Origin of the sequence: Streptococcus sp. 2020WUSS089, from assembly GCF_044427405.1 — a bacterium.
GTDB lineage: Bacteria > Bacillota > Bacilli > Lactobacillales > Streptococcaceae > Streptococcus > Streptococcus hashimotonensis.
Genome location: NZ_JAOTGD010000001.1, coordinates 343,972 through 365,520, shown reverse-complemented (window position 1 = coordinate 365,520; position 21,549 = coordinate 343,972). Strand labels below are relative to the sequence as shown.

Genomic DNA, 21,549 nt, shown 5'->3' with positions numbered 1-21,549 from the left:
TAAAAATACTCAAATTTGTTCCAATGTAAGCTATAATAAATAGTAGGGATATGAAAGGAGATAGTTATGCAGAAAATTCTTCTTATCGAGGACGATAAAACGATTAGCCAACTAGTTGCTAAAAACTTGATAAACTGGGGTTACCAGGTGCAAGAAGTCAAGGATTTTCAGATGGTTTTGGAACAGATGGAAGAGTTTCAGCCCCATTTGATTTTACTGGATATTGGCCTGCCTTTTTTCAATGGCTATTACTGGTGTCAGGAAATTCGCAAGACATCCCGTGTGCCCATTATGTTTTTATCTTCCCATGACCAGCCAATGGATATTGTTATGGCGATCAATATGGGGGCGGATGACTATGTGACCAAGCCCTTTGAAATGACGGTTCTCCTGGCCAAAATACAGGGGCTTCTCAGAAGAACCTATGACTTTGTTGGTGAACAAAGTTTACTCTGGTTTGAGGAGATTTCCTTAGACTTAAAGACCATGCAGGTGTCCTATGGACAGGTTGTGGAAGAGCTGACGCGAAATGAATTTCAGATTTTACGGGTGCTTTTTGAACATGGCAAGGAAGTGGTCAGCCGTGAGGAGCTGATGAGAGAACTCTGGAACAGTGATATTTTTGTGGATGACAATACTTTGTCGGTTAACATTGCTCGCCTGCGTAAAAAGTTGGCAGAACTGGGTCTGCCAGATGTGATTGCCACCAAGAAAGGAGTAGGCTACGGCCTGGTGTGGACACATGAATAAGGATGATTTTGACTCATTAGTACCAGGATTTTTGACATCATGGCTTGGTCATCGCTTGATTTTTCTGATAGCCTACGCCGTTTTTGCTGTGGCTATTCTGGCTTATAGTAGCCTCTTTGACATCAAAAGAAACTTGGTTTTCTACGCCCTCACCCTGCTCACTATCTGCTGGATTCTCGCCCTCCTCTGGGATTTTGTCAGGGAATTTTCCCGCTTTGGAAAAATCTGGCGTGGTCAGAAAGTGGCTACTGGGACAGCCAGTGAGCGTTTGTTGCAGGAAAAAGTGGAGTGGCTAGAAGTTCAGAACAAGCAAATACTAGAAAAACAGAGACAGGAACAGACAGAATTAGACGACTACTACACCCTCTGGGCCCACCAGATGAAAACACCTATTGCAGCCAGTCAGCTCTTGGTCAAGGAAGTAGATAGTAGTCCAGTCCGTCACCAACTGGAATCAGAACTCTTCAAGATTGAGCAATACACAGGTCTGGTCTTGAACTACCTCCGTTTACAATCCTTCCATGATGATTTGGTTATTGAATCTGTCAATTTGGAAGAGCTGGTCAGATGTCTGGTCAAGAAATATTCCCTCTTTTTTATCCAGGCCAATACCAGCCTGGATCTGGGGCAGCTGGATAGGAGCGTAAAGACAGATAAACGCTGGCTGGGCCTGTTGATAGAGCAAATTTTATCCAATGCCCTCAAGTATTGTCAGGAAGGGACCATTTCGATTGTTTTGGATGGAGATGATTTGGTCATTCGGGATACGGGAATTGGGATTGCTGAGAGTGACTTGGAACGGGTCTTTGAGCGTGGTTTCTCAGGTTTCAATGGCCGCAGAACCCAGCAATCTTCGGGTCTGGGGCTCTATCTCTCACGGAAAATTGCTGCGGAGCTGGGCTATTCCCTAAAGCTAAAATCAAAAGTGGGTCGGGGAACAGAGGTGCGAATCGGTATCAAAGTAGTGGAGTTGATTTTTGATTAATCTTACAAAACTGTCATGTAAATGAAAGCTAAGGCTATGGTAGTTTATCTTGGGACCGTGTAGAATGAAGGTAGAAAAAGAAAAGGAGTCAAGTTATGTCAGTTTTAGATGTTCAACACGTTCAAAAGATATACAGTTCTCTCTTTAAGGCGGGACAGGTTGAGGCTTTGAAGGATATTCATTTTACAGTGGAAAAGGGTGAGTATGTCGCCATCATGGGTGAGTCTGGTTCTGGAAAATCCACCTTGCTCAATATTTTGGCAACCCTTGATAAGCCAACGCAGGGCAAGGTCTTGCTTAACGGATTGGATACCCAGTCTATCAAGAGCAAGGAAGCGGCAGTCTTTCGTCGGGAGAAATTGGGCTTTGTCTTCCAAGATTTCAATCTCTTGGACACCCTCTCTGTCAAGGATAATGTGCTCTTACCTCTGGTTTTATCCCGCTATCCGATTGATGAGATGAACAAGCGACTGGTTCATACGCTTAATAGCCTGGGAATTGCGACCTTGCAAGACAAGATGCCCTATGAGCTTTCAGGCGGTCAGCAGCAACGAGTTGCGGTGGCGCGTGCCATCATCACCCAGCCAGAAATCCTCTTAGCGGATGAACCGACTGGAGCCCTCGATTCCAAATCAACGGCAACCCTTCTCGATATTTTTGAAAAAATCAACCAAGATGGGCAAACCATTTTGATGGTAACCCATTCAACAGCGGCAGCCAGTCGCGCCAAACGGGTCCTCTTTATCAAGGATGGGATCCTCTACAATCAAATCTACCGAGGTGAAAGAAACAATCAGGAGATGTACCAACTGATTTCAGATACCTTGACAGTCATGGCGAATCGAGGTGAGTAATATGTTTGGACTAACCTTTCGATTGGCTCTGACCAATCTCAAAAAGAACTGCAGGCTCTATTTTCCCTATGCCCTGATGACCATCTTGTCCACAGCCATTGCCTATATTTTCACCGCGCTTGCCTTCCATCCTGATTTAGGTCAGGTCAAGGGAGCCAATGGGGTAACCATGGTTTTGGGCTTCGGTATGATTGTAGTCATGTTGGCAGTTGCCATCATGGTCTTCTATGCCAATAGTTTTGTCATGAAGCAGCGGTCAAAAGAGTTCGGTGTCTATAGTATCCTAGGCTTGGAGAAAAAACACCTTCTCTTGATGACTTTCCTAGAAAATCTGGTATTTTCAGTCGGTACCATTCTATCTGGCTTGCTCTTGGGACTGGCTCTAGATAAACTCTTCTATGCGCTCTTGCTGAAAGCCATGCAGATGCCTGTGGTCCTGGCTTCAACCTTCCAGTTGAAAAGTCTAGTCACTGTACTTATCTATCTCTTCGGTATTTTCGCCTTGGTCAGCCTCTTTAATATTGGGAAGTTGGGCTTGACCGACTCGCTCAAACTAGTTCAGGGCAAGAAGCGTGGGGATAAGAAAACTGGCTTCCTCTGGCTACAAACCCTCTTAGCTATTATTTTACTGGGGTCAGGCTATGCCATTGCCCAGCTAGTGACCAATCCTTTTCAGGCGGTTCCGAGTTTCTTTGGAGCGACTCTTCTGGTTATCCTTGGGACTTACCTGCTCTTCCACGCAGGTGTCATCAGTCTCTTAAACTGGCTAAAGAACCGTCAGACCTATTACTACAAGCCTGAGAATTTTATTTCTGTATCCAACTTGATTTTTCGCATGCGGAAAAATGCTCTGGGCCTTGCGACCATTACCATCCTCTCCAGTATGTTCTTGGTAACTATGGTTGGAGGACTTAATATATACATCGGTGGCAAAGATTATATTGCCAATCAAAATCCAAATGACTATTCGATCGATGTTGGAATGCAACCAACCACTTCAAAAGAACAAACGGAGGAGTGGGCGGAAGCTATCTTAGAAGAGACAGATATTCCAGTTGAAAGTAAGGTAGTCTATCCTTATCTGCAAGCCTATTTTTCTGAGGTGACAAACCAGCAAGTAAGATTTTTGACGGATGAAGAGGCCGCTGGTATGGATTTCTCTGATCGAGTGGGGATCGGTTTTGTCCTTGATCAAGCCAGCTATGAAAAGATGACAGGAGAAGCACTCCAGTTGGCATCTGACCAAGTGGCAATTTTTAGTAAGGGAGTCCAGTATAAAGCTGGTCAAACCCTCACCTTTGATGAAAAGGAGATGGAAGTTGCCCAAGTCTTGCCCAAGAATGTGACTTTAGGACATCTACCAGACCATGGTTCCTTCCTTCTCAGCCAGTATCTGGTCATTGTTGTTCAAGACTTGGCTGTTTTTGAAAATCAAGCCGAAAATCGCTATTATATGGGATTTGAAAGCAGTCTATCAGAAGAAGAGCAGGTAGATAGCCATGACACCTTTTTATCAGGAAGTTTTGAAAGTGAGCTTTGGGAGTCCAATATATTACCGAATGGAACGAACGCCATCAGTCTGGCCTATCGTGCCTATGCGATGCGTGGTTTCTTCAGTTTTGCAGGTTCACTTTTCTTCATCGGCCTCTTGCTATCGCTCATCTTTTTGATGGCGGTGGTGCTGGTGATTTACTTCAAACAGATTTCAGAAGGCTATGAAGACAGAGATCGCTTCGTCATTATGACTAAGGTTGGTCTGGATGAGGATCAGACGAGACAGTCCATTCGCAAGCAATTGCTGACCGTCTTTTTTCTACCTATCCTACTTGCCTTTGTCCATCTTGCCTTTGCCTACAAGATGCTATCATCCATTCTTTTGTCTATAGGCGTGGTTAATGCAGGGCTTATGTTGCAGGTGACAGCAGGCATCTGTGGAGGCTATCTCCTCTTCTACCTAGTGGTCTATGCCATCACAACACGATCTTACAAACAGATTATTTCCTAAACTTGGGGTGACCCAAGTTTTTTATTTTCTTTACAAATTTTAACTATTTTGTTTTACATACTAGCAACCTTGTGTTATACTATAGATACAAAGCTAATAGGTAAAACAAACTAGTGATAGAAGACAAAGAAAATCACTTTTATTTTTATCAAACTAGTCGGTATTACAAACTAGGTAGGGAGGCAGTATGAAGTTGGATAAGAAAAGTCGGGAAAATTGGAAACTAGCAGGCATCACGCTTGTGACGGCGATTATAACAGGTTGGGCCTTGGATTCTATTTTGATCTTAGGCATCATGTTAGCATCAGGCTTGCTGTTTGGATTTTTTGCAGAGGAAGAGGAGGGCTTATGAAAGAAACCCAGATGCTCAAGGGGGTCCTGGATGGCTGTGTATTGCAAATAATCAGCCAAAGGGAAATTTACGGTTATGAGCTGGTTCAGGAGTTGAGAAATCAGGGCTTTGAAAACATGGTCGGAGGGACAGTCTATCCCCTCCTTCAGAAGTTAGAAAAAAATAGCCTGATTCTTAGTCAGAATAAGCCATCGCCAGATGGACCTGATAGGAAGTATTTTTATCTGACAGACCAGGGAAAGGCTTATCTAGAAGATTTTTGGAGCCAATGGACGGAATTGGTCCAAAAGGTTCAGCGATTGAAAGGAGAATAAGATGAGCAAACAAATGGAATACCGCAAGCAGATTGAAGTGATTGAAAGCCAGTTGACCAAGGAAAACAAGGAGTATATGGGCCGTATCAATGGCTATATGATGATTGCCTCTGTCTTTCATAGGCAGGAAGAAGCAGTGACTGCCCAGCTCTTGTCTATTTACCAAGATGTGATGGAAGCCCAAAAAGACGGGCTTTCGGCGGAGGATTTTCTGGGCAAAGACAGCAAGCAGATGGCGGATGACCTACTCAGCTATCTCCCACCCATTGGTTTTTCTGAAGTCGCCAATCTGAGTGGCCTCATGCTGGTCATCTATCTAGGTAGCCAATGGCTAATGGACTTTGCAGGGACAGGAACCATCTCCCTCAACTGGCTGGACCTGATATGCGACGCGGTACTTAGCCTCCTCCTCCCCGCTGGGATTTTCCTCATCATTCGTGGTCTGATTTACCAGACCAGCAAAATCAAGGTTTGGGCAAGTTTTCTCTGCATCCCCCTTCTTTTTCTCGTGATTTGTGGACTTCGTCTCTGGGCAATGCCCAAGGAACCTGACTTAGTCTTGACTGGCTGGGGGCTACTAGTACCACTCACCTTGCTCGGTCTCGCTCTGCTATTTTTCCAAAAGGAAAAATTAGTCCGCTATGTCTTTTTACCGACCTATCTCTTTATGATTGTTGGCGGTGTGGTAAATATGGTCATGACCGTCCCAGTTTGGCTCAATCTGATGTTGGTCATTCTTCCAGCCATGGCCTTTTGGATTGGAACTGCGGTTTTGTTGGTGAGGAAAAAGAAATAGGAGGCATATTTTGGTATAATAGAGTGAGGTTTATAGGGTTCGATTGATAGACTGGAAATAAGAAGTCACCTTCGGCGCGTTATGCTAGCCCCTCGTGTCAGGTAAACTGCGGGGGTATTCTTATACTAGACTATATTTTGCCAATTCAGAGATAGTCTATGAATAGCTAACGTAAATAAACCATTTGACAATTGAATAAAGGGGTGCTATACTCTAAGTAATGATGATGAGAGTTCCAAAGGAACACAAAAAGCCCCCAACGTTGCAGCGTTGAGGGTTTTCTTTTTGGCTCTAAGCTTTTTCAAGCTATGCCCTAGGGTTATTTGTTGCGTGAGTTGAGCCAATACTCAAACAATGCTGTCAGGATAGATACCAGCAAAGGAGCAACAAACGTGATGATAAAAAGTTCCATTAGAACACTTCACCCCCTTTCTATCCCAAAGGGGCAAGGAAAGTATATCAGAATACCGATTGACCTTTCAATCGCTCGAATTCATCCCTATTTGTTTCTTTTTAATCAAATTATGGATATTTTCTGCTTTCTAGCAAGAAGCACCCCTGTTTAAACGGAATATCCAGTAAAATAGGAGACAGAAGATGACCTGCAGAAAAAAGATGCTGTTTCATATTACAAAAAAGCCATCAATAATCTCTAGGGTGAATACGAGGGTGAACAAATTACTAAATCAACGCATTACAAGGTTACAGAAACCTTATTAAATCAAGATTTATAAACAACAAAGGAGTAAACCATGACATTTGAAGAGATTTTACCAGGCCTCAAGGCCAAGAAAAAGTACGTTCGCACAGGCTGGGGCGGAGCGGAGAACTACGTCCAGCTCTTTGACACCATTGAGGTACACGGACAAAAGCTGGAGGCGACCCCCTATTTCCTCATCAACGTGACAGGCGAGGGCGAAGGATTCTCCATGTGGAGCCCGACACCTTGTGACGTCCTTGCGACCGACTGGGTAGAAGTCCATGACTAAGACAGCCCTCATCACAGGCGTTTCCAGTGGCATCGGACTAGCTCAGGCAAGGATTTTTTTGGAAAATGGCTGGCGTGTCTACGGGATTGACCAGGCCAGCAAGCCTGATTTGCCAGGGGATTTCCACTTTCTACAGCTGGACCTGGCTGATGATTTAAGCCCAGTCTTTTCCTGGTGCCAGACAGTCGACGTCCTCTGTAACACCGCAGGCATTCTAGACGATTACCGAACCCACCTCGATATTGAGGAGGATGAATTAGCTCGCATCTTTGCGGTGAATTTTTTTGCGGTGACCAGACTGACCCGTCCCTATCTGCAGCAAATGGTGGACAGACAGTCGGGCATCATTATCAATATGTGCTCCATTGCCTCCAGTCTAGCAGGTGGAGGAGGCTCAGCCTATACTGCCTCCAAGCACGCTTTGGCAGGATTTACCAAGCAGCTGGCACTGGACTATGCCAAGGACAAGGTCCAGGTCTTTGGCATTGCCCCTGGTGCCGTCCAGACAGGCATGACCCAGAAAGATTTTGAGCCAGGGGGATTAGCCGACTGGGTGGCAGACCAGACCCCTATCGGACGCTGGACCCAGCCCAGCGAAATCGCAGAGCTGACCTTCATGCTGGCTACTGGCAAATTCGCCTCCATGCAAGGCCAAATTATCACCATTGACGGTGGCTGGAGTTTGAAGTAGCGAGGAAATTTTATGATGTTAGAAACCAATCGTCTGGTGCTCCGCCCTTGGGGTGAAACAGATGCAACTAACTTATTTTCTCAGGCCAGTCATCCAGATGTGGGACCCGCAGCGGGTTGGCCTGTTCATCAGAGCGCGGAAGAAAGTCAAGGAATCATCAAGACTGTCCTGAGTCAGCCCGAAACCTATGCCTTAGTCCTGAAAGAAACAGGACAGGTAATTGGCAGCATTGGCCTGATGATTGGCAAACAGAGTGGTCTTGATTTACCTGATTCAGAAGCCGAACTGGGCTATTGGCTTGGTCAATCGTTTTGGGGACAGGGTCTCATTCCAGAAGCTAGTCAAGTTTTACTGGATTACGGATTTGCCCAGTTGAGTTTAGATAAGATTTGGTGTTGTGCATTTGTAGAAAATAGCAAGTCCCTACGTGTCCAAGAAAAGCTGGGTTTTGAACACCAATACCTCTTGGAAGATGTACATTTCCCGCTCATTGATGAAGTTCGTACCGAACGAGTGAGTTTATTGACGAGAGAGTTGTGGTTAGAAAGAGAGGAGCATTATGGAAATTAAAGGAAAAAATGGCTTGGCCAAAGTCTTTACAGACAATATTGACCAAGGTGCCGTTGAACAAATTGAGAAAATGTTAGACAATGCGATTACGGAACAAACTCAAGTACGGATTATGCCGGATGTACATTACGGAAAAGGCGCGACAATCGGTACCACGATTCGATTGCCAGAAAATCGGAAGGATTGGAAGATTTGTCCGAATGTTGTGGGCGTTGATATTGGTTGTTCCATGCGGACCGTCAATATTGGAGTCCAGTCGCAGCTAGATTTAAGTGTCTTTGATGAGGCAGTGCATCGTCTAGTTCCTGCTGGTCACCGCGTTCACCAGAAACCCTTACTGCCTCAAGAAGAAATTAATCAGCTCTTAGACGGTTTGACTTTTTCCTTAAGTGCTCAACAAAGAGAACGGATTTCGTGTTCGCTAGGTACCTTGGGTGGAGGAAATCATTTCTATGAACTGGGGTGTGATGATGAGGGAGATTACTGGATTACCGTTCATTCAGGGTCACGTTATCTCGGTGTTTTGGTGGCAAATCATCACCAACAGATTGCAGGTGCAGAAAAAGAGCGGCATAGAACAAGACAATTTGATTTTCTAGTAGATACCTTGAAAAGAACAAATCGTCAATCGGAGATTCAGTCAGTCAAACTGGCTTGGAAGGAGGAAAAAATCACTTCAGAAATACAGGAAATCTTATCAGAATTTCCAGAAGTGTTTGTTCCTGCCAGTCCAGGTTTAGAGTATCTAACAGGGGACTTGTTAGAAGACTACCTTAACGATGTTCACATTGCCCAAGTTTTCTCCAGTCTGAATCGAAAATTGATGTTAGATGCCCTAGTGAAAGAGTTTAATTTTCAGGTGAAGGACGGCTTTGAATCCATGCACAATTATGTTGACATAGAGGCTGGTATTGTTCGTAAAGGTGCAACTTCTGCACAGAAAAATGAACGTCTGATTATTCCTATCAATATGAAAGACGGCTCTATTTTTGCCAAAGGTAAGGGAAATCCAGATTGGAATTTTTCTGCCCCGCATGGTGCAGGTCGCTTGCTTAGTAGAACGCAGGCAAGACAACAGGTACAATTGGCGGACTTCAAGGAAAGTATGCAGGGGATTTATTCAACCTCTATCGGTGAAGCAACGCTAGACGAGGCTCCAAGTGTTTATAAGCCCTTAGATGAAATCGTTGAGAATATAAAAGACACAGTAACGATTGAAACGATTGTCAAGCCAGTTTACAATTTCAAAGCACACTAGAAAGGCCCCCTATGACCCCTACACAACTTTGGCAAGAATTTCTTGCAATCAATCCCCAAGCAGGTCCTGAGCCGGAGGCCTGGGCCTTTGGGGCGGAAGCTGATCGACTGGCTGACTTGGTGACTAAAGGCATCAAAACCTCGACCAGCTCTGCTCATGCACTCTACGCAGTAGAGGGAGAAGACATTCCAAGAGCTGGTGGCTATGACATCATTCTGGACGTACAAGGTCAGGCTGTGTGCATTATCCAGACCACCAAGGTCTATGTGACGCCCTTTTCCCAAGTGACAGCGGACCATGCCTATAAAGAAGGCGAGTTCCGTCAGGGAGGTGACTTGTCTGACATAAAAGCGAAAAGTCTGACCCACTGGCGGCAGGTTCATGAAGAGCTTTTCACGATCTGGCTGGCAGAAGCAGGCCTGTCCTTCTCAGGAGATATGCTGGTCGTCTGTGAAGAATTTGAATTGGTTTACCCTAAAAATTAGATCCTTGCCTGATTATTTTAGTTATTTATATTATAATAATATAAACTTAAACAAGGAGGTTCCTATGAATAAGGAACGTGTCATCAATTTATTGGACCAGCTTTCTTCTATTCTTGCTGGAAAAGAGGAGGAGATTGGCAAAGAGAAGACAGGGAAGTTGCAGTCGGCCTTGCTTGTTGCCAAGGAAGATGTGGCTAGTAAGGAAGGAGTGGCTTTGGCAAATAGTTTGTCAGGATTTGTGCAGATCATTTCTAAGGCTAGTCTTCCAGGAGCCAATCTCCGTTTTACAGACCAAGAACGCCCTGTTTGGGAAGAGTTTAAAGCCTTGACAGAGAAAGCAAGAGAAGATGGTCAACGAGGCCTTCATTTAACAATCTAAGGAGCTCAGGCTCCTTTTTCTATCCTAGATTGTAGCATCTTCCTTGAACCTGGCATCAAAACAGTCCAGTGGTTTTAGGCTATTCAGTGAAGTGTTTCAGCCTAAACCTAGAAAGGTAAAAGTGAGGAAAAAGTTGGGAAGTTGGCGGTAGTAGGTTCACATCATTCAGGGACTACAGTTAGCCCAGACTAGATGCTTGGAAGTGAGAGGGATACTTTGCATTTTGTCGAGTTCTATTTCACTTCTTCCGCTATTTTCCAAAAACATCAAAATTTGCTATAATAGGAGTATATCATTGAAAAGAGAGAAAACTATGAGCAATAACTATGCAATTATCCTAGCGGCGGGTAAGGGAACTCGCATGAAGTCTGACTTGCCAAAGGTCTTACACAAAGTGGCAGGAATTACCATGTTGGAGCATGTCAAACGGGCTGTAGATGCTATGGAACCTGCTAAAACAGTAACCATTGTCGGTCACAAGGCGGAATTGGTGCAGACTGTTCTCGAAGGGCAGTCAGAGTTTGCACTTCAATCTGAACAGTTGGGGACAGGTCACGCCGTTATGATGGCTGAGCCAGCTCTTGCAGGTTTGGAAGGTCAGACCCTTGTTATCGCAGGGGATACACCGCTGATTACAGGAGAAAGCTTGAAGAACCTCATTAACTTCCATGTCAGCCACAAGAACGTTGCGACTATCTTGACAGCTCAGGCTGATAACCCATTCGGATATGGTCGGATTATTCGCAATGCTGATGGGGAAGTGCAAAAAATTGTTGAGCAAAAAGATGCCAACGACTTTGAAAAACAAGTGAAAGAAATCAATACAGGAACCTACTTGTTTGATAATAAACGTCTTTTTGAAGCGCTTAAAGACATAAATACGGATAATGCCCAAGGTGAGTACTATCTGACAGATGTTATTTCGATTTTCCGTCAGGCAGGCGAGAAGGTTGGTGCCTATGTATTGCGTGATTTTGATGAAAGTTTGGGTGTCAATGACCGTGTCGCTCTTGCGACTGCAGAAGCTGTGATGCGCAAACGAATCAATGAAAAACACATGGTCAATGGTGTGACATTTATCAACCCAGATGCTACCTATATTGATATTGATGTTGAGATTGGCGCAGAAGCTGTTATCGAAGCTAATGTTGTCTTGAAAGGTCAAACGGTGATTGGTGAACGCACTGTCTTAACCAATGGTACTCGTGTACGCGATGCGAAAATTGCAGCAGATGTCGTCATCAGCAACTCAGACATTGAAGAATCTGTCATTGAAGAAGGGGTGACGGTAGGACCATACGCCCATATTCGTCCAGGTAGTCTTTTGAAAAAAGATGTTCACGTTGGAAACTTTGTGGAAATCAAGGCCTCTACACTTGGTCAAGGAACGAAGTCTGGTCATTTGACCTACCTAGGAAATGCAACGATTGGCAATAATGTTAACGTTGGTGCTGGCACCATCACTGTCAATTACGACGGTAAAAATAAATTTAAAACAACCGTTGGAGATAATGCCTTTGTTGGCTCTAACTCAACCATTATCGCACCAGTAACTATTGGGGACAATGCCTTGTTGGCTGCAGGTTCTGTTATTACAAAAGATATTCCAGAGGATGCCATCGGTATTGGTCGTGGTCGTCAAGAAAACAAAGAAGGTTATGCGACTCGTTTTCCGTTCCATCCAAGTCAAAAATAGGTAATCGTATGAATTTTGAAGAAAAAACCATTGAGCGGACAGAAATTTTTAAAGGGCACATTTTTGATGTAGTAGTAGATGATGTTGCCCTGCCAAATGGTGGAACTGGTAAGCGCGAACTCATTTTCCACAAGGGAGCAGTTTGCGTTTTAGCCGTCACACCAGAAGGTAAAATGATTTTAGTCAAACAATACCGCAAGGCTATTGAACGTACTATTTATGAAATTCCGGCGGGGAAATTGGAGCTGGGCGAAGAAGATACGCTTGAAGATGCTGCTTTGCGTGAATTAGAAGAAGAAACAGGCTATACTAGTGACAAACTGACCTTGTTGGCAGACTTTTACTCAGCTATCGGTTTTTGTAATGAACGAATTCGCCTTTATTTAGCAGATAACCTTATCAAGGTTGAAAATCCTCGTCCAATGGATGAAGATGAGGTTATCGAATTACATGAGGTAACCTTGGAAGAGGCTTTGAACTTGTTGGCTACTGGCGATATTTGTGATGCAAAGACCATCATGGCTATCCAATATTTACAACTCATGAGAAAGTAGGAAACTAGCAATGGGCAAGCCCTTGTTGACGGATGAAATTTTAGAGAAAGTGAAAAAGAAACAGTATTCCGACCAATCTAGCCAGTTTGGACACTATCGTCCAAACCAGGATATATCAATGGATGATGCTCTATTCGATCCATATCTAGAAGAAGATTATCAGGGATATGAAGAGGGACAAACGATCCGAATCCCGGTCAAACCTACTGTAGTAAAAAGTCGCCGTATCGAAACCATCAAGCGAGAAGCTTTCCGCAGTAAGGTAAACAAAATCCTTTTTTGGGTCATCATCTTACTGATAATGTTTATCATTGCAGTATTATTTATTTAGGAGAAGAGATGAAATTTGGAATTATCGCAGCCATGCCTCAGGAATTAAAGATTTTGGTCGAGCATCTACAAGATGCAACTGAAATCGATGTCTTGGGTCGAACTTACTATCAGGGACGAATCGGTCAACATGAAGTCGTTCTTGTTCAGTCAGGTATCGGTAAGGTTATGTCAGCTATGTCCGTGGCTGTTTTGGCAGATCGTTTTTCGGTTGATGTCATTGTTAATACTGGCTCAGCTGGTGCTGTTGCTGATGGTATTGCCATCGGTGATGTGGTTGTAGCGAATCAATTGGCTTACCACGATGTGGATGTGACGGCTTTCGGCTATGCTTACGGGCAAATGGCAGGGCAGGAATTGTATTATCCAGCAGACCAAGTCTTGTTAGAACAGCTAAGAACCGTTTTAGCAGAGCAGGAAATGATTAGCCATGTGGGTCTGATTGTGACAGGTGACAGTTTTATCGCAGGTCAGGAGAGAATCGCTACAATCAAAGCTCATTTTCCAGAAGTCCTTGCCGTAGAGATGGAAGGAGCAGCTATCGCTCAAGCAGCTGTCAATACAGGTAAGCCATTCTTGGTTATCCGTGCCATGAGTGACACAGCTCAGGGAGATGCCAATATCACCTTTGATGAATTTATTATTCAAGCAGGAGAACGTTCTGCCCAGACATTGATTGCCTTTCTGGAGAAAAATTAATACTCTTCGAAAATCAAAATTATCCGTTGTCAACTTCCTTGATGAGTGAAAAGCTCCAGTGGAGGTTTTCAGCCTGTTACCTTGAAATAAGATAGTAACAGAGTTCTATCTTCGGCTTCGTTTCCTAGGCTACTTTTGATTTTCATTGAGTATAAGCAGATTTTGACAACAATACATTGAAAAGGATGACAGTAGCAAAAAGTTGTTACTGTTTTTCTTATGCAGTGATTTGAGCCCGATATTATAAGGTTTCAGCCATCTGTCCCCATACAATTTCTGATAAGAGTTATTGAAAAGCTCGTGAAAATACTTTACAATTTTGTTTAAGAAAAATAATTTAGGAGGTTGTTATGGTTCAGCGATTATTGCTTGCAAATGATTTGCCTGGTGTGGGCAAGGTTGCCCTAGCCACTAGCATCCCAATTGCAGCAGCCTGTCAGGTAGAAACGATTCTTTTACCAACGGTACTACTTTCTTCTCATACGGGTGGTTTTCCAGATGTTGTCGTTAAAGATATGACTGACTTGAATCGAGCCTATTTTGAACAGTGGAAGAACTTGAATTTGGAGTTGGCAGGCATCTTGTCTGGCTACTGTAGAAATCCTCAGCAACTAAGTCAATTGGCTATGTATGCTAAACAAACAGAGACATCGTTGATTGTTGATCCGGTCATGGGGGATGGAGGGAAGTTGTATACAGGTTTCACCCCTACCTATGTAGAAGCCATGAAAGAATTGATTCAGTCGGCCAAGCTCATTCTCCCCAATGTAACAGAGGCAGCTTTTTTGACAGGGAGGGATTATTTGGGAGCTTGCTACGATAGGGCGGCTATTGAGGACTTACTGGAAGCTTTAGCAGAGCAGGTATCAGCAGATATTGTACTGACAGGGATTTCCTTTGATGATAGCCAAATAGGTGTGGCCTATTTTCAGCAGGAAACAGGGAAAATAACTACCTATATGTCTAAAAAATATCCAGCAAATTTCTTTGGAACAGGTGACATTCTATCTACCTTGTTGGCTGTAGCAACCATCCAACAAATCAATCTCCATCAAGCCATCCCTCTAGCTTTAGAATTTATTGACAAGAGTTTAGAGCGTACTCTCGCTTTGGATAGAGACTTGAAATTTGGGATTTCCTTTGAACCTTTTCTAGCAGAATTACAGCAGGCATTTCAAACATTAAAGGAGAAATTATGAAACAGAATCAATTGCGTCAATTAACCGAAGTTAGTTTATTTGCAGCCCTTATTTGTGTGGTTGTCTTCTTTATTCGTATTCCTTTTGGGAGTCAATTTGTCCATCTAGGCAATGCTCTGGTGGTAGTAGGAGTACTAATCTTTGGTTCCAAAAAAGGGGCATTGGCAGCCTCACTCGGTCTAGGCATCTTTGATTTACTGTCGGGATATGCTTCCGTTGCTTGGATTACCATTCTAGAATCACTCATTGTCTGTTTTGTCCTCCACTTATTTTATGAGAAATTCCTACAGGCAAACGATAGTCTATCAAATATTATGTTGGTTGGGATAGTTGCAGCCCTCACAAAAATTATCTTAAACCTGTTGAAGTACACATTGACGGGGAGTTTAGTCGGTGGACTAACGCCATCAGCATCACTTTTAGCTGCTTTGGGTAGGATTTTAGGAACCTATGGCACTGCAATTACGACCATCATTGCTGTACCTATTCTTTATCAGGTATGTAAAAAGTTATATAAGAGAAAATAATTTATATAAAGTGTTAAAGTACGCTCATTGAATACAAGGTATTTCAATGGGGGTACTTTTATTGTTGTATTTTATATTTTGGCTCAATTTGAATAGATTTTTAAAATTGTTATCGGTATCAATTTTATTTAATTTTTTTATGAAAATGTATAAAAATGCATTGAAAACATGGACAAATAAGGGTTTTTCCGCGATTAGATAGCTTTTTCAGGAAGCTTGCCAGCTCATCTTAAATGTGTTATTATGCTTTACGAAAACGTTTGCATAAAGACAAAGTGGAGATTGTCGAAAGAAAACAGTATAGTGATGTTCTTGATTTTTAAATAAATGAAAGAGAGATGCCTATGAAGTTTTTAAAGAAATTATTGGCAGGGCTTTTGGTTGTTTTTGTAACCTTAGCTAGTGGCTCGCTGGAAACAGTGGCATGGAGTCCTTATACGGACTTTCCTGACCAAAGTTTGCGTGAGTGGCCTACCAAAGACAGCAACTATGTTGCCAGCGACCTACCTGCCCCTCCTGCTATAGCTAACACTGTAGATATGGCGGATATGTTTCATTATCCACAGCTGATATATACAGGTTCAATATCCGATGATGCTGTTCAGACAGGTAAGTTGGCTAAAAATCGTTCCTATGTCACGGATATTGATACATCCGTAGCCGTCATCACACGTGATGCCAGATGGCAATCAGGGGTTATGTGGAGTTTGGAAGAGAATAAAATTAAGCTCAACGAACCCTTCCAGATGGTTAGTTATGTTTATCTAGGGAACAGAACCCAATATGATAAGAATTTTAATGGTCTCGGTGGTGCGGATGGTATTACCTTCACGATGCACAATGACAAGAAATCCGTTGCAGATATGCAAGCGGGGAATAAGATTGGTTCGGGAGACCTGAGCAATACAGGAATAAATGCCTACGGTGCTCTGGGGAACGGCTTGGGAGTATATGGTTCAAACTTTAGCGCAAACGTCAGCAGTGAAAAAAATAATATGGTTGATTTTTGGCGTGGTGTTGAAAATGGGATTACATTGGAGTTTGATACCTTTTTCAACGATAATAATACTACCCAACATTCAGATAATGACCTGACTTCGATTATCTACAATGAGAACCACAGCAATACGCAGTACGGTCACATTGCCATAAATTTATTAAATGATTTTAAAAATAATCGAGCAAATTACAATAAAGAGCCAGATAAAACAGCTAACAAGCATAAAATAAAGCTTAGTTTGGGATGGGATGGCGAGGTAGCGGATAAGACTAATCTTTACAGTTGGAATCTTTCTAACTGGCCAACCAGTAGTTTAGCAGATGGTAGATGGCATCGCCTCGAGGTGACTTGGACACCAGATACTGCTAGTAATACAGGGAATTTGAATTATACGATATATAAGCAAGGTCATGAGGGGTCCCGTAATATCGAATATAGCGACGATCGCTCCAAAGATGGTACGGATGTTATCTCTTATGATGTCGCAATCGGAACAGGTGACTATTCCCTTGAAAAGGTATTTGGTATTTCAGATCTAAATCATACGGTTTACTGGGGCTTCTCAGGGTCGACAGGAGGTTTCCTGAATAATCAGGCTGTTCAAATGGTGCAATTACCAATCTCGTATTACAATGCTGAATTGAGGAAAGAAGACCAGGATGGCAATTTAGTTTCTGATGCTATCTTTGAAATTGAAAAGAAAAATCCTGATACAGGTGAGTGGATTCCTCTGGAATTTTACAACCCAAGGACTGGAAGAACAGTTTCTCAGATTTCTACAGGCTCACACCGATTCTATCAAGGTGTAGTTGGAGAAGAGGGGATTTTGAAACTCTCGCAATTAACAGAAGGAACCTACCGTTGGAAAGAAATAGCAGCTCCTGAGGGCTACCAGCTTGATCAGGTATATTATCCAAATGAGGATGGTTTTGTTGTTAATTATGCGGAATCTCTCAAAGAAAATGCCTTTGTTTATACGGCTACAAATAAAAAAATATATCAACTTGAATTAATAAAAACTGATGCAGATACGGGTCAGGCGATAAATGATGTGCCCTTTGTTATTTCAAAGATTGAAAATGACATCTCACATTATCTGAAAATCAAGGCAGATAACACTGGCTTTGATTGGACAAGAATAGAGGGCGAGGCCAAACAATTTCTATCTGGCAAATCCTATTCTATAGGGGCAGATGGCCAAGTCTCTGAGCAAATTGGAGAAGATGGAAAAATCAGCATCCAGTATTTTCCAGATGCACCGAATCTCTTTTGGAAAGAAGTGTCCGTACCGAATGGATACAATTCTAAAACGATTCTGAGTGGAGCGTTTACTACTGTAGCCGATAATAAATACAGCTATACAGCTAGTCAAAGAAATGAACGATTGTTCCAAATCAACTTAGAGAAAAAAGGTAGTGACACCAATGCTGCCTTGCAAGGAGCTGTTTTTGCTTTACAGGAAAAAGTTGGTTCTGAATGGATTCCTGTCAGCTATAGCGGGAAAACAGAATTCACTACGAATCTAGAAGGAAAAATCAGCATTCCAAATCTCGCTGCTGGGCGGTATCGATGGGAGGAAAAACAAGCTCCGGTAGGTTACCAACTTAGTCAGCAATATTATCCAAATGAAGATGGTTTTGTAGTAGCATATCGTGAGGGGCTGGAAGTTGACCAAGTGTATCATAATTATATCTTTGATACAACAACCGTTACGAATCAACCTAAGGATTTTGAGTTATTCTTGGAGAAAAAATCCTCTACATTCCAAAGACCGCTTGAGAATGTTGAATTCAAACTTTATTCAACACGTAATGGAGATACTTTTTCTGGAGAGTTGGCAAGAGTCAGAACAAATTCAGAAGGAAAAATTGTTTTTGGAAAGGATATTCTAAAAGCTGATAAAACCTATTATTTGGTTGAAAGTCAGACGATTGATGGTTTTATACGTTTAGAAGGTTACTTTACGATAACCACATCCAAAACAGATGGTATCAATATTACTTATACGAAAGCAGATGGAGAAGAAGATTCGAGGCCGTTTGAATTTACTAGGGCAGACGACACTATCTACAAAGGTACTTTAGCAGTCTATAATAAGCGGAAGTCAATGTTACCCATTACAGGTGGGAATGGGATTGTACTCTATATCGTCATTGGTGGCAGTCAGACGATTCTTGCTTTACTCTTTTTCACACGAAAGCGATTTGTCAAATGGCTTTTTGTGATCATCATTGCAACAACAGGGCTTATTGGGCAGAATACTAGGATTTTTGCACAAGAGCAAGGGCAGGTCACCATTGAGGTCAATCGTCTGATTTATCCAGTAACGGATACTCAATACAAATCAGGAAGTCCAGTAGCAGGGGCATACTTGGAAATTGTTGATGTTACGAATGAATTTTACGACCTAGTCCACTTGAAATCCTTATCGAGACTAGAGGCGCAGGAAATATTGAGTAAGGCGCAAAATGTCCAAGGTGAGAAAGTAGGTCAGGCTGTAACGGACGATAAAGGAAAGGCATATTTTACTGTAGAAAAAATAAGTAGAGACCACCCGGCGGTCTACCTCATCAGGGAAAGGGTAACACCTGTTGCAGTTACACCTATGGAGCCGCTTGTGGTAGTGTTACCCCTGTTAGATGATCAAGGGAAAGAGCGGTCTCAAATATCGGTTTATCCTAAATCACAGGGAACCTTTACTTTTGATAAAACAATAGATGGAAAGAGGGACAGTTACAGTTTGGGAGAACCCATTCATTACAGTCTGTCTACTATTCTTCCACAAGATATTGTAAACTTAGCAAGTTATGAATTAGAAGATGTTTATGATGTAGGTTTGGAATTTATCAGTGAAAGTCTGAGAGTCTCGATTGATGGACAGGAACAAGCGGGTCTCATAGAGTCAATCAGCCAGTCAGAAAATCGTTTTAAACTATCGTTTGATATTGCAAAAGTCGCTCAGTTTGGCGGAAAAACACTAGACCTTACCTACAATATGGTTATTACCGATGAAGCTGCAATAGATCAACCATTGATAAATACAGCAACTCTCTATCCTGGAAATCTAACTCCATTAGTTGATAGGGAACAGGTGATAACAGGCGGTTTTCGATTTATCAAGCAAAAGGCAGGCGGAAACAAGGCTCCCTTAGCCAATGCAAAATTTATTATCAAGCATCCCATTAATCAAACAATCCTTACCTATAAGGAAGGTAGGTATCAATTTGAAAAGGTAACCCCTGAGGAAAAGGATGTTGTTCAACTGACTTCCGATGCCCAAGGTCATTTTGAGATAAAGGGATTGAGTTATGGCACCTATCTTCTAAGTGAGATACAAGCGCCATCAGGCTACATCTTAAATGAAAAGCCGATTACATTTACTATCTCTACCTCTACTTTTACGAAAGGGCCGATTTTATCAATATATAATGTTGAAAAACCTCGGATTCAGCTTCCTAAAACAGGGACAGCAACAACATCGTTAGCAGTTATCGGATTATTATGTTTAGTATCATCCATTATGATGAATAGGAGCAGATGCTCGTCTAAAAAGGAGAAATATAATGAAAAAGTTTAAGTTTTTTGCATTACTAGCGACTCTTTTAGTGAGTACGTTTAGCAGTTTACTGACACCGTTTGTGTCGGCTGACGAAACAGAAAAAGTATCAATTACATTACATAAGGTAAAGGACTATACAGGTACGATTACCAATACAGGTGAAATCCTAGCAGGAGATTTTAACTTTCTTCCTGGAATTACCTTTGATGTTTATGATGTAACGACAGAATATTATGCAGCCTATGATGCCTCTGTTGCGACAAAGTCAGTATCACAGGCGGTAAATGATGCGGTTGCCACTGTCAAAGGAACAGCTGGAGTGGCTCCATCAGGTAAGGTTGCATCTGCAACTCAAACAACAGGTCCAGATGGCAGTACTACATTCAGCCTTAATGCCAAATCTTCTGGCCGTAATGCAGTATATCTTTTTGTAGAACAAGCGAGCGAAGGGGTAACAACTGTTGCTGATAATTTGGTGGTAAGTCTTCCAATCTATAAACAGGGGACAAATGATACGGTATTGACATCCATTCACCTCTATCCAAAGAATATCACAAAAGATACACCGTTTGACAAAGATATTACCAGTCAAAAAAATAGTGCAAAACAAACGGATTTCTCTATTGGACAAACCATTGATTATAAATTAAAAACCACCATCCCAGCAGACATCGCTGCAACCAAATTAGTCGATGGTGTAGCTAAAAAATTGTACAATGTTTTCCAATTTGTAGATAGTTTTGAAACAGACCAACTTGTCTTTATCAATGAACCAGCTACTTACTCAGTAAAAGTGGCAGACGGTCCTGTATTGGTAGCAACTGAGGACTATACTGTAACAGTAGCAGAACAAGGTAGTAAAACCACTGTCACAACGAAATTAACAGAAGCAGGTATTGAAAAATTAGCAAGTCATGCCAATAAAGAAATTGCTTTTAGCTATCAAATGAAGATTCATTCCCTCCAATATATTGATACAGGCATCGTCAATACTGCAAAAGCAATTTTTGGTAACGATGGTACTACAGGTATCAATAAATGGGACAAAGAAACACCAGAAGATTTTGAAACAGTAAAAACAGGTGGTTATAAGTTTAAAAAAGTTGATGTGAACAATGAGGCTAAAACTCTTGAGGGAGCAGAATTCGTCGTTCGCAAAAATACTACTGATTCTGCAGAATACTTCAAAGCAAGTGCCGAGGGTGGTCAATGGGTTACTTCTTATGAAGAAGCAACAAAATATACAACTGATTCAACAGGAATTGTGGATGTAAAAGGTCTCGAATATGGTACCTACCAACTTCAAGAAACAAAAGCTCCAGAGGGCTACGCTTTACCGACTGGTATGGCAGCCTACACTCAATTTGAAGTAACAGCTAATTCTTATACGACTACTACAGGAGCTCCGCATAAACTCGTCAATACACCGAAAGGTTTCCTTCCTTCTACAGGTGGTACAGGAATTGTTCTTTTCGTTGCACTTGGAGCTGTAATGATTGCTCTTGCAGGTACCTATTTTGTGTCTCGTCGTAAAGCAGCATAATGATAATGAACAGG

General features: G+C 42.3%; 22 protein-coding genes. 21 read left to right on the top strand and 1 reads right to left on the bottom strand.

Annotation, left to right across the window (positions count from 1 at the left end):
* Positions 1–66: 66 nt before the first annotated feature.
* The 7 genes from ODU46_RS01705 (at position 67) to ODU46_RS01675 (ending at position 6,056) form a co-directional block, all read left to right on the top strand.
* Positions 67–750 carry a response regulator transcription factor gene (locus ODU46_RS01705; protein WP_002936735.1) on the top strand — a complete coding sequence of 228 codons (684 nt, stop codon included), beginning with the start codon at positions 67–69 and terminating at the stop codon, positions 748–750.
* A complete protein-coding gene (locus ODU46_RS01700; RefSeq protein ID WP_398579143.1) occupies positions 743–1,735 on the top strand; it encodes a sensor histidine kinase in 993 nt (330 codons plus the stop codon). Before ODU46_RS01705 ends, ODU46_RS01700 begins: the two co-directional genes overlap by 8 nt.
* A 95-nt stretch (positions 1,736–1,830) precedes the next feature.
* Positions 1,831–2,589, top strand: coding sequence for an ABC transporter ATP-binding protein (locus ODU46_RS01695; protein ID WP_398579142.1), 759 nt, complete (start codon positions 1,831–1,833; stop codon positions 2,587–2,589).
* A gap of 1 nt (position 2,590) precedes the next feature.
* Positions 2,591–4,594, top strand: a complete 2,004-nt coding sequence (locus ODU46_RS01690; RefSeq protein WP_398579141.1) for an ABC transporter permease — start codon at positions 2,591–2,593, stop codon at positions 4,592–4,594.
* Positions 4,595–4,781: 187 nt separating this feature from the next.
* Positions 4,782–4,946 carry a hypothetical protein gene (locus ODU46_RS01685; RefSeq protein WP_170241524.1) on the top strand — a complete coding sequence of 55 codons (165 nt, stop codon included), beginning with the start codon at positions 4,782–4,784 and terminating at the stop codon, positions 4,944–4,946.
* Positions 4,943–5,260 (top strand): PadR family transcriptional regulator, encoded by a 318-nt coding sequence (locus ODU46_RS01680; protein ID WP_029179536.1) that lies wholly within the window; start codon positions 4,943–4,945, stop codon positions 5,258–5,260. The genes ODU46_RS01685 and ODU46_RS01680 overlap by 4 nt, the downstream gene beginning before the upstream one ends.
* A gap of 1 nt (position 5,261) precedes the next feature.
* On the top strand, positions 5,262–6,056 hold the full coding sequence (locus ODU46_RS01675; RefSeq protein ID WP_398579140.1) for a hypothetical protein: 795 nt from the start codon (positions 5,262–5,264) through the stop codon (positions 6,054–6,056).
* A gap of 319 nt (positions 6,057–6,375) precedes the next feature.
* Here ODU46_RS01675 and ODU46_RS01670 read toward each other — a convergent pair whose 3' ends face one another.
* A complete protein-coding gene (locus ODU46_RS01670; protein WP_109371243.1) occupies positions 6,376–6,468 on the bottom strand; it encodes a type I toxin-antitoxin system Fst family toxin in 93 nt (30 codons plus the stop codon).
* A 340-nt stretch (positions 6,469–6,808) separates the two neighbouring features.
* Between ODU46_RS01670 and ODU46_RS01665 the strand changes: the two genes are divergently transcribed.
* The 14 genes from ODU46_RS01665 to ODU46_RS01600 all read left to right on the top strand — a co-directional run bounded on the left by ODU46_RS01665 (position 6,809) and on the right by ODU46_RS01600 (position 21,535).
* Entirely contained in the window at positions 6,809–7,045 is a 237-nt protein-coding gene (locus ODU46_RS01665) for a DUF2829 domain-containing protein (RefSeq protein WP_004194840.1), read from the top strand.
* Positions 7,038–7,736, top strand: a complete 699-nt coding sequence (locus tag ODU46_RS01660) for a 3-oxoacyl-ACP reductase (protein WP_318802850.1) — start codon at positions 7,038–7,040, stop codon at positions 7,734–7,736. Before ODU46_RS01665 ends, ODU46_RS01660 begins: the two co-directional genes overlap by 8 nt.
* A 12-nt stretch (positions 7,737–7,748) precedes the next feature.
* Positions 7,749–8,306 carry a GNAT family N-acetyltransferase gene (locus tag ODU46_RS01655; protein ID WP_398579139.1) on the top strand — a complete coding sequence of 186 codons (558 nt, stop codon included), beginning with the start codon at positions 7,749–7,751 and terminating at the stop codon, positions 8,304–8,306.
* Positions 8,296–9,564: an RtcB family protein gene (locus ODU46_RS01650; protein WP_398579138.1), complete on the top strand. Its 1,269-nt coding sequence runs from the start codon at positions 8,296–8,298 to the stop codon at positions 9,562–9,564. Before ODU46_RS01655 ends, ODU46_RS01650 begins: the two co-directional genes overlap by 11 nt.
* 11 nt (positions 9,565–9,575) lie before the next feature.
* On the top strand, positions 9,576–10,049 hold the full coding sequence (locus ODU46_RS01645; RefSeq protein WP_318802845.1) for an ASCH domain-containing protein: 474 nt from the start codon (positions 9,576–9,578) through the stop codon (positions 10,047–10,049).
* Between the two features lie 64 nt (positions 10,050–10,113).
* Positions 10,114–10,428: a hypothetical protein gene (locus tag ODU46_RS01640; protein WP_136628137.1), complete on the top strand. Its 315-nt coding sequence runs from the start codon at positions 10,114–10,116 to the stop codon at positions 10,426–10,428.
* A 313-nt stretch (positions 10,429–10,741) separates the two neighbouring features.
* Positions 10,742–12,124 (top strand): bifunctional UDP-N-acetylglucosamine diphosphorylase/glucosamine-1-phosphate N-acetyltransferase GlmU, encoded by a 1,383-nt coding sequence (glmU, locus tag ODU46_RS01635; RefSeq protein ID WP_024411955.1) that lies wholly within the window; start codon positions 10,742–10,744, stop codon positions 12,122–12,124.
* An 8-nt stretch (positions 12,125–12,132) separates the two neighbouring features.
* Positions 12,133–12,678, top strand: a complete 546-nt coding sequence (locus tag ODU46_RS01630) for an NUDIX hydrolase (protein WP_043025385.1) — start codon at positions 12,133–12,135, stop codon at positions 12,676–12,678.
* A 10-nt stretch (positions 12,679–12,688) separates the two neighbouring features.
* Positions 12,689–13,009, top strand: a complete 321-nt coding sequence (gene macP / locus ODU46_RS01625; RefSeq protein ID WP_002936700.1) for a cell wall synthase accessory phosphoprotein MacP — start codon at positions 12,689–12,691, stop codon at positions 13,007–13,009.
* Positions 13,010–13,017: 8 nt separating this feature from the next.
* A complete protein-coding gene (locus ODU46_RS01620; RefSeq protein ID WP_398579137.1) occupies positions 13,018–13,707 on the top strand; it encodes a 5'-methylthioadenosine/adenosylhomocysteine nucleosidase in 690 nt (229 codons plus the stop codon).
* A 350-nt stretch (positions 13,708–14,057) separates the two neighbouring features.
* Positions 14,058–14,906 carry a pyridoxamine kinase gene (locus ODU46_RS01615; protein ID WP_044693637.1) on the top strand — a complete coding sequence of 283 codons (849 nt, stop codon included), beginning with the start codon at positions 14,058–14,060 and terminating at the stop codon, positions 14,904–14,906.
* Complete coding sequence (locus tag ODU46_RS01610; RefSeq protein ID WP_044679714.1) at positions 14,903–15,433, top strand: ECF transporter S component; 531 nt, start codon at positions 14,903–14,905, stop codon at positions 15,431–15,433. The genes ODU46_RS01615 and ODU46_RS01610 overlap by 4 nt, the downstream gene beginning before the upstream one ends.
* A 344-nt stretch (positions 15,434–15,777) precedes the next feature.
* On the top strand, positions 15,778–20,010 hold the full coding sequence (locus tag ODU46_RS01605) for a SpaH/EbpB family LPXTG-anchored major pilin (protein WP_398579136.1): 4,233 nt from the start codon (positions 15,778–15,780) through the stop codon (positions 20,008–20,010).
* Positions 19,997–21,535, top strand: coding sequence for a SpaH/EbpB family LPXTG-anchored major pilin (locus tag ODU46_RS01600; protein ID WP_105136309.1), 1,539 nt, complete (start codon positions 19,997–19,999; stop codon positions 21,533–21,535). The genes ODU46_RS01605 and ODU46_RS01600 overlap by 14 nt, the downstream gene beginning before the upstream one ends.
* The last annotated feature ends 14 nt before the right edge of the window (positions 21,536–21,549 follow it).

Excerpts from the sequence above, each read along its gene's own strand:
- ODU46_RS01705 (WP_002936735.1), top strand. The coding sequence starts at position 67 with ATGCAGAAAATTCTTCTTATCGAGGACGATAAAACGATTAGCCAACTA.
- ODU46_RS01700 (WP_398579143.1), top strand. The coding sequence starts at position 743 with ATGAATAAGGATGATTTTGACTCATTAGTACCAGGATTTTTGACATCA.
- ODU46_RS01695 (WP_398579142.1), top strand. The coding sequence starts at position 1,831 with ATGTCAGTTTTAGATGTTCAACACGTTCAAAAGATATACAGTTCTCTC.
- ODU46_RS01690 (WP_398579141.1), top strand. The coding sequence starts at position 2,591 with ATGTTTGGACTAACCTTTCGATTGGCTCTGACCAATCTCAAAAAGAAC.
- ODU46_RS01685 (WP_170241524.1), top strand. The coding sequence starts at position 4,782 with ATGAAGTTGGATAAGAAAAGTCGGGAAAATTGGAAACTAGCAGGCATC.
- ODU46_RS01680 (WP_029179536.1), top strand. The coding sequence starts at position 4,943 with ATGAAAGAAACCCAGATGCTCAAGGGGGTCCTGGATGGCTGTGTATTG.
- ODU46_RS01675 (WP_398579140.1), top strand. The coding sequence starts at position 5,262 with ATGAGCAAACAAATGGAATACCGCAAGCAGATTGAAGTGATTGAAAGC.
- ODU46_RS01670 (WP_109371243.1), bottom strand. The coding sequence starts at position 6,468 with ATGGAACTTTTTATCATCACGTTTGTTGCTCCTTTGCTGGTATCTATC.
- ODU46_RS01665 (WP_004194840.1), top strand. The coding sequence starts at position 6,809 with ATGACATTTGAAGAGATTTTACCAGGCCTCAAGGCCAAGAAAAAGTAC.
- ODU46_RS01660 (WP_318802850.1), top strand. The coding sequence starts at position 7,038 with ATGACTAAGACAGCCCTCATCACAGGCGTTTCCAGTGGCATCGGACTA.
- ODU46_RS01655 (WP_398579139.1), top strand. The coding sequence starts at position 7,749 with ATGATGTTAGAAACCAATCGTCTGGTGCTCCGCCCTTGGGGTGAAACA.
- ODU46_RS01650 (WP_398579138.1), top strand. The coding sequence starts at position 8,296 with ATGGAAATTAAAGGAAAAAATGGCTTGGCCAAAGTCTTTACAGACAAT.
- ODU46_RS01645 (WP_318802845.1), top strand. The coding sequence starts at position 9,576 with ATGACCCCTACACAACTTTGGCAAGAATTTCTTGCAATCAATCCCCAA.
- ODU46_RS01640 (WP_136628137.1), top strand. The coding sequence starts at position 10,114 with ATGAATAAGGAACGTGTCATCAATTTATTGGACCAGCTTTCTTCTATT.
- glmU (WP_024411955.1), top strand. The coding sequence starts at position 10,742 with ATGAGCAATAACTATGCAATTATCCTAGCGGCGGGTAAGGGAACTCGC.
- ODU46_RS01630 (WP_043025385.1), top strand. The coding sequence starts at position 12,133 with ATGAATTTTGAAGAAAAAACCATTGAGCGGACAGAAATTTTTAAAGGG.
- macP (WP_002936700.1), top strand. The coding sequence starts at position 12,689 with ATGGGCAAGCCCTTGTTGACGGATGAAATTTTAGAGAAAGTGAAAAAG.
- ODU46_RS01620 (WP_398579137.1), top strand. The coding sequence starts at position 13,018 with ATGAAATTTGGAATTATCGCAGCCATGCCTCAGGAATTAAAGATTTTG.
- ODU46_RS01615 (WP_044693637.1), top strand. The coding sequence starts at position 14,058 with ATGGTTCAGCGATTATTGCTTGCAAATGATTTGCCTGGTGTGGGCAAG.
- ODU46_RS01610 (WP_044679714.1), top strand. The coding sequence starts at position 14,903 with ATGAAACAGAATCAATTGCGTCAATTAACCGAAGTTAGTTTATTTGCA.
- ODU46_RS01605 (WP_398579136.1), top strand. The coding sequence starts at position 15,778 with ATGAAGTTTTTAAAGAAATTATTGGCAGGGCTTTTGGTTGTTTTTGTA.
- ODU46_RS01600 (WP_105136309.1), top strand. The coding sequence starts at position 19,997 with ATGAAAAAGTTTAAGTTTTTTGCATTACTAGCGACTCTTTTAGTGAGT.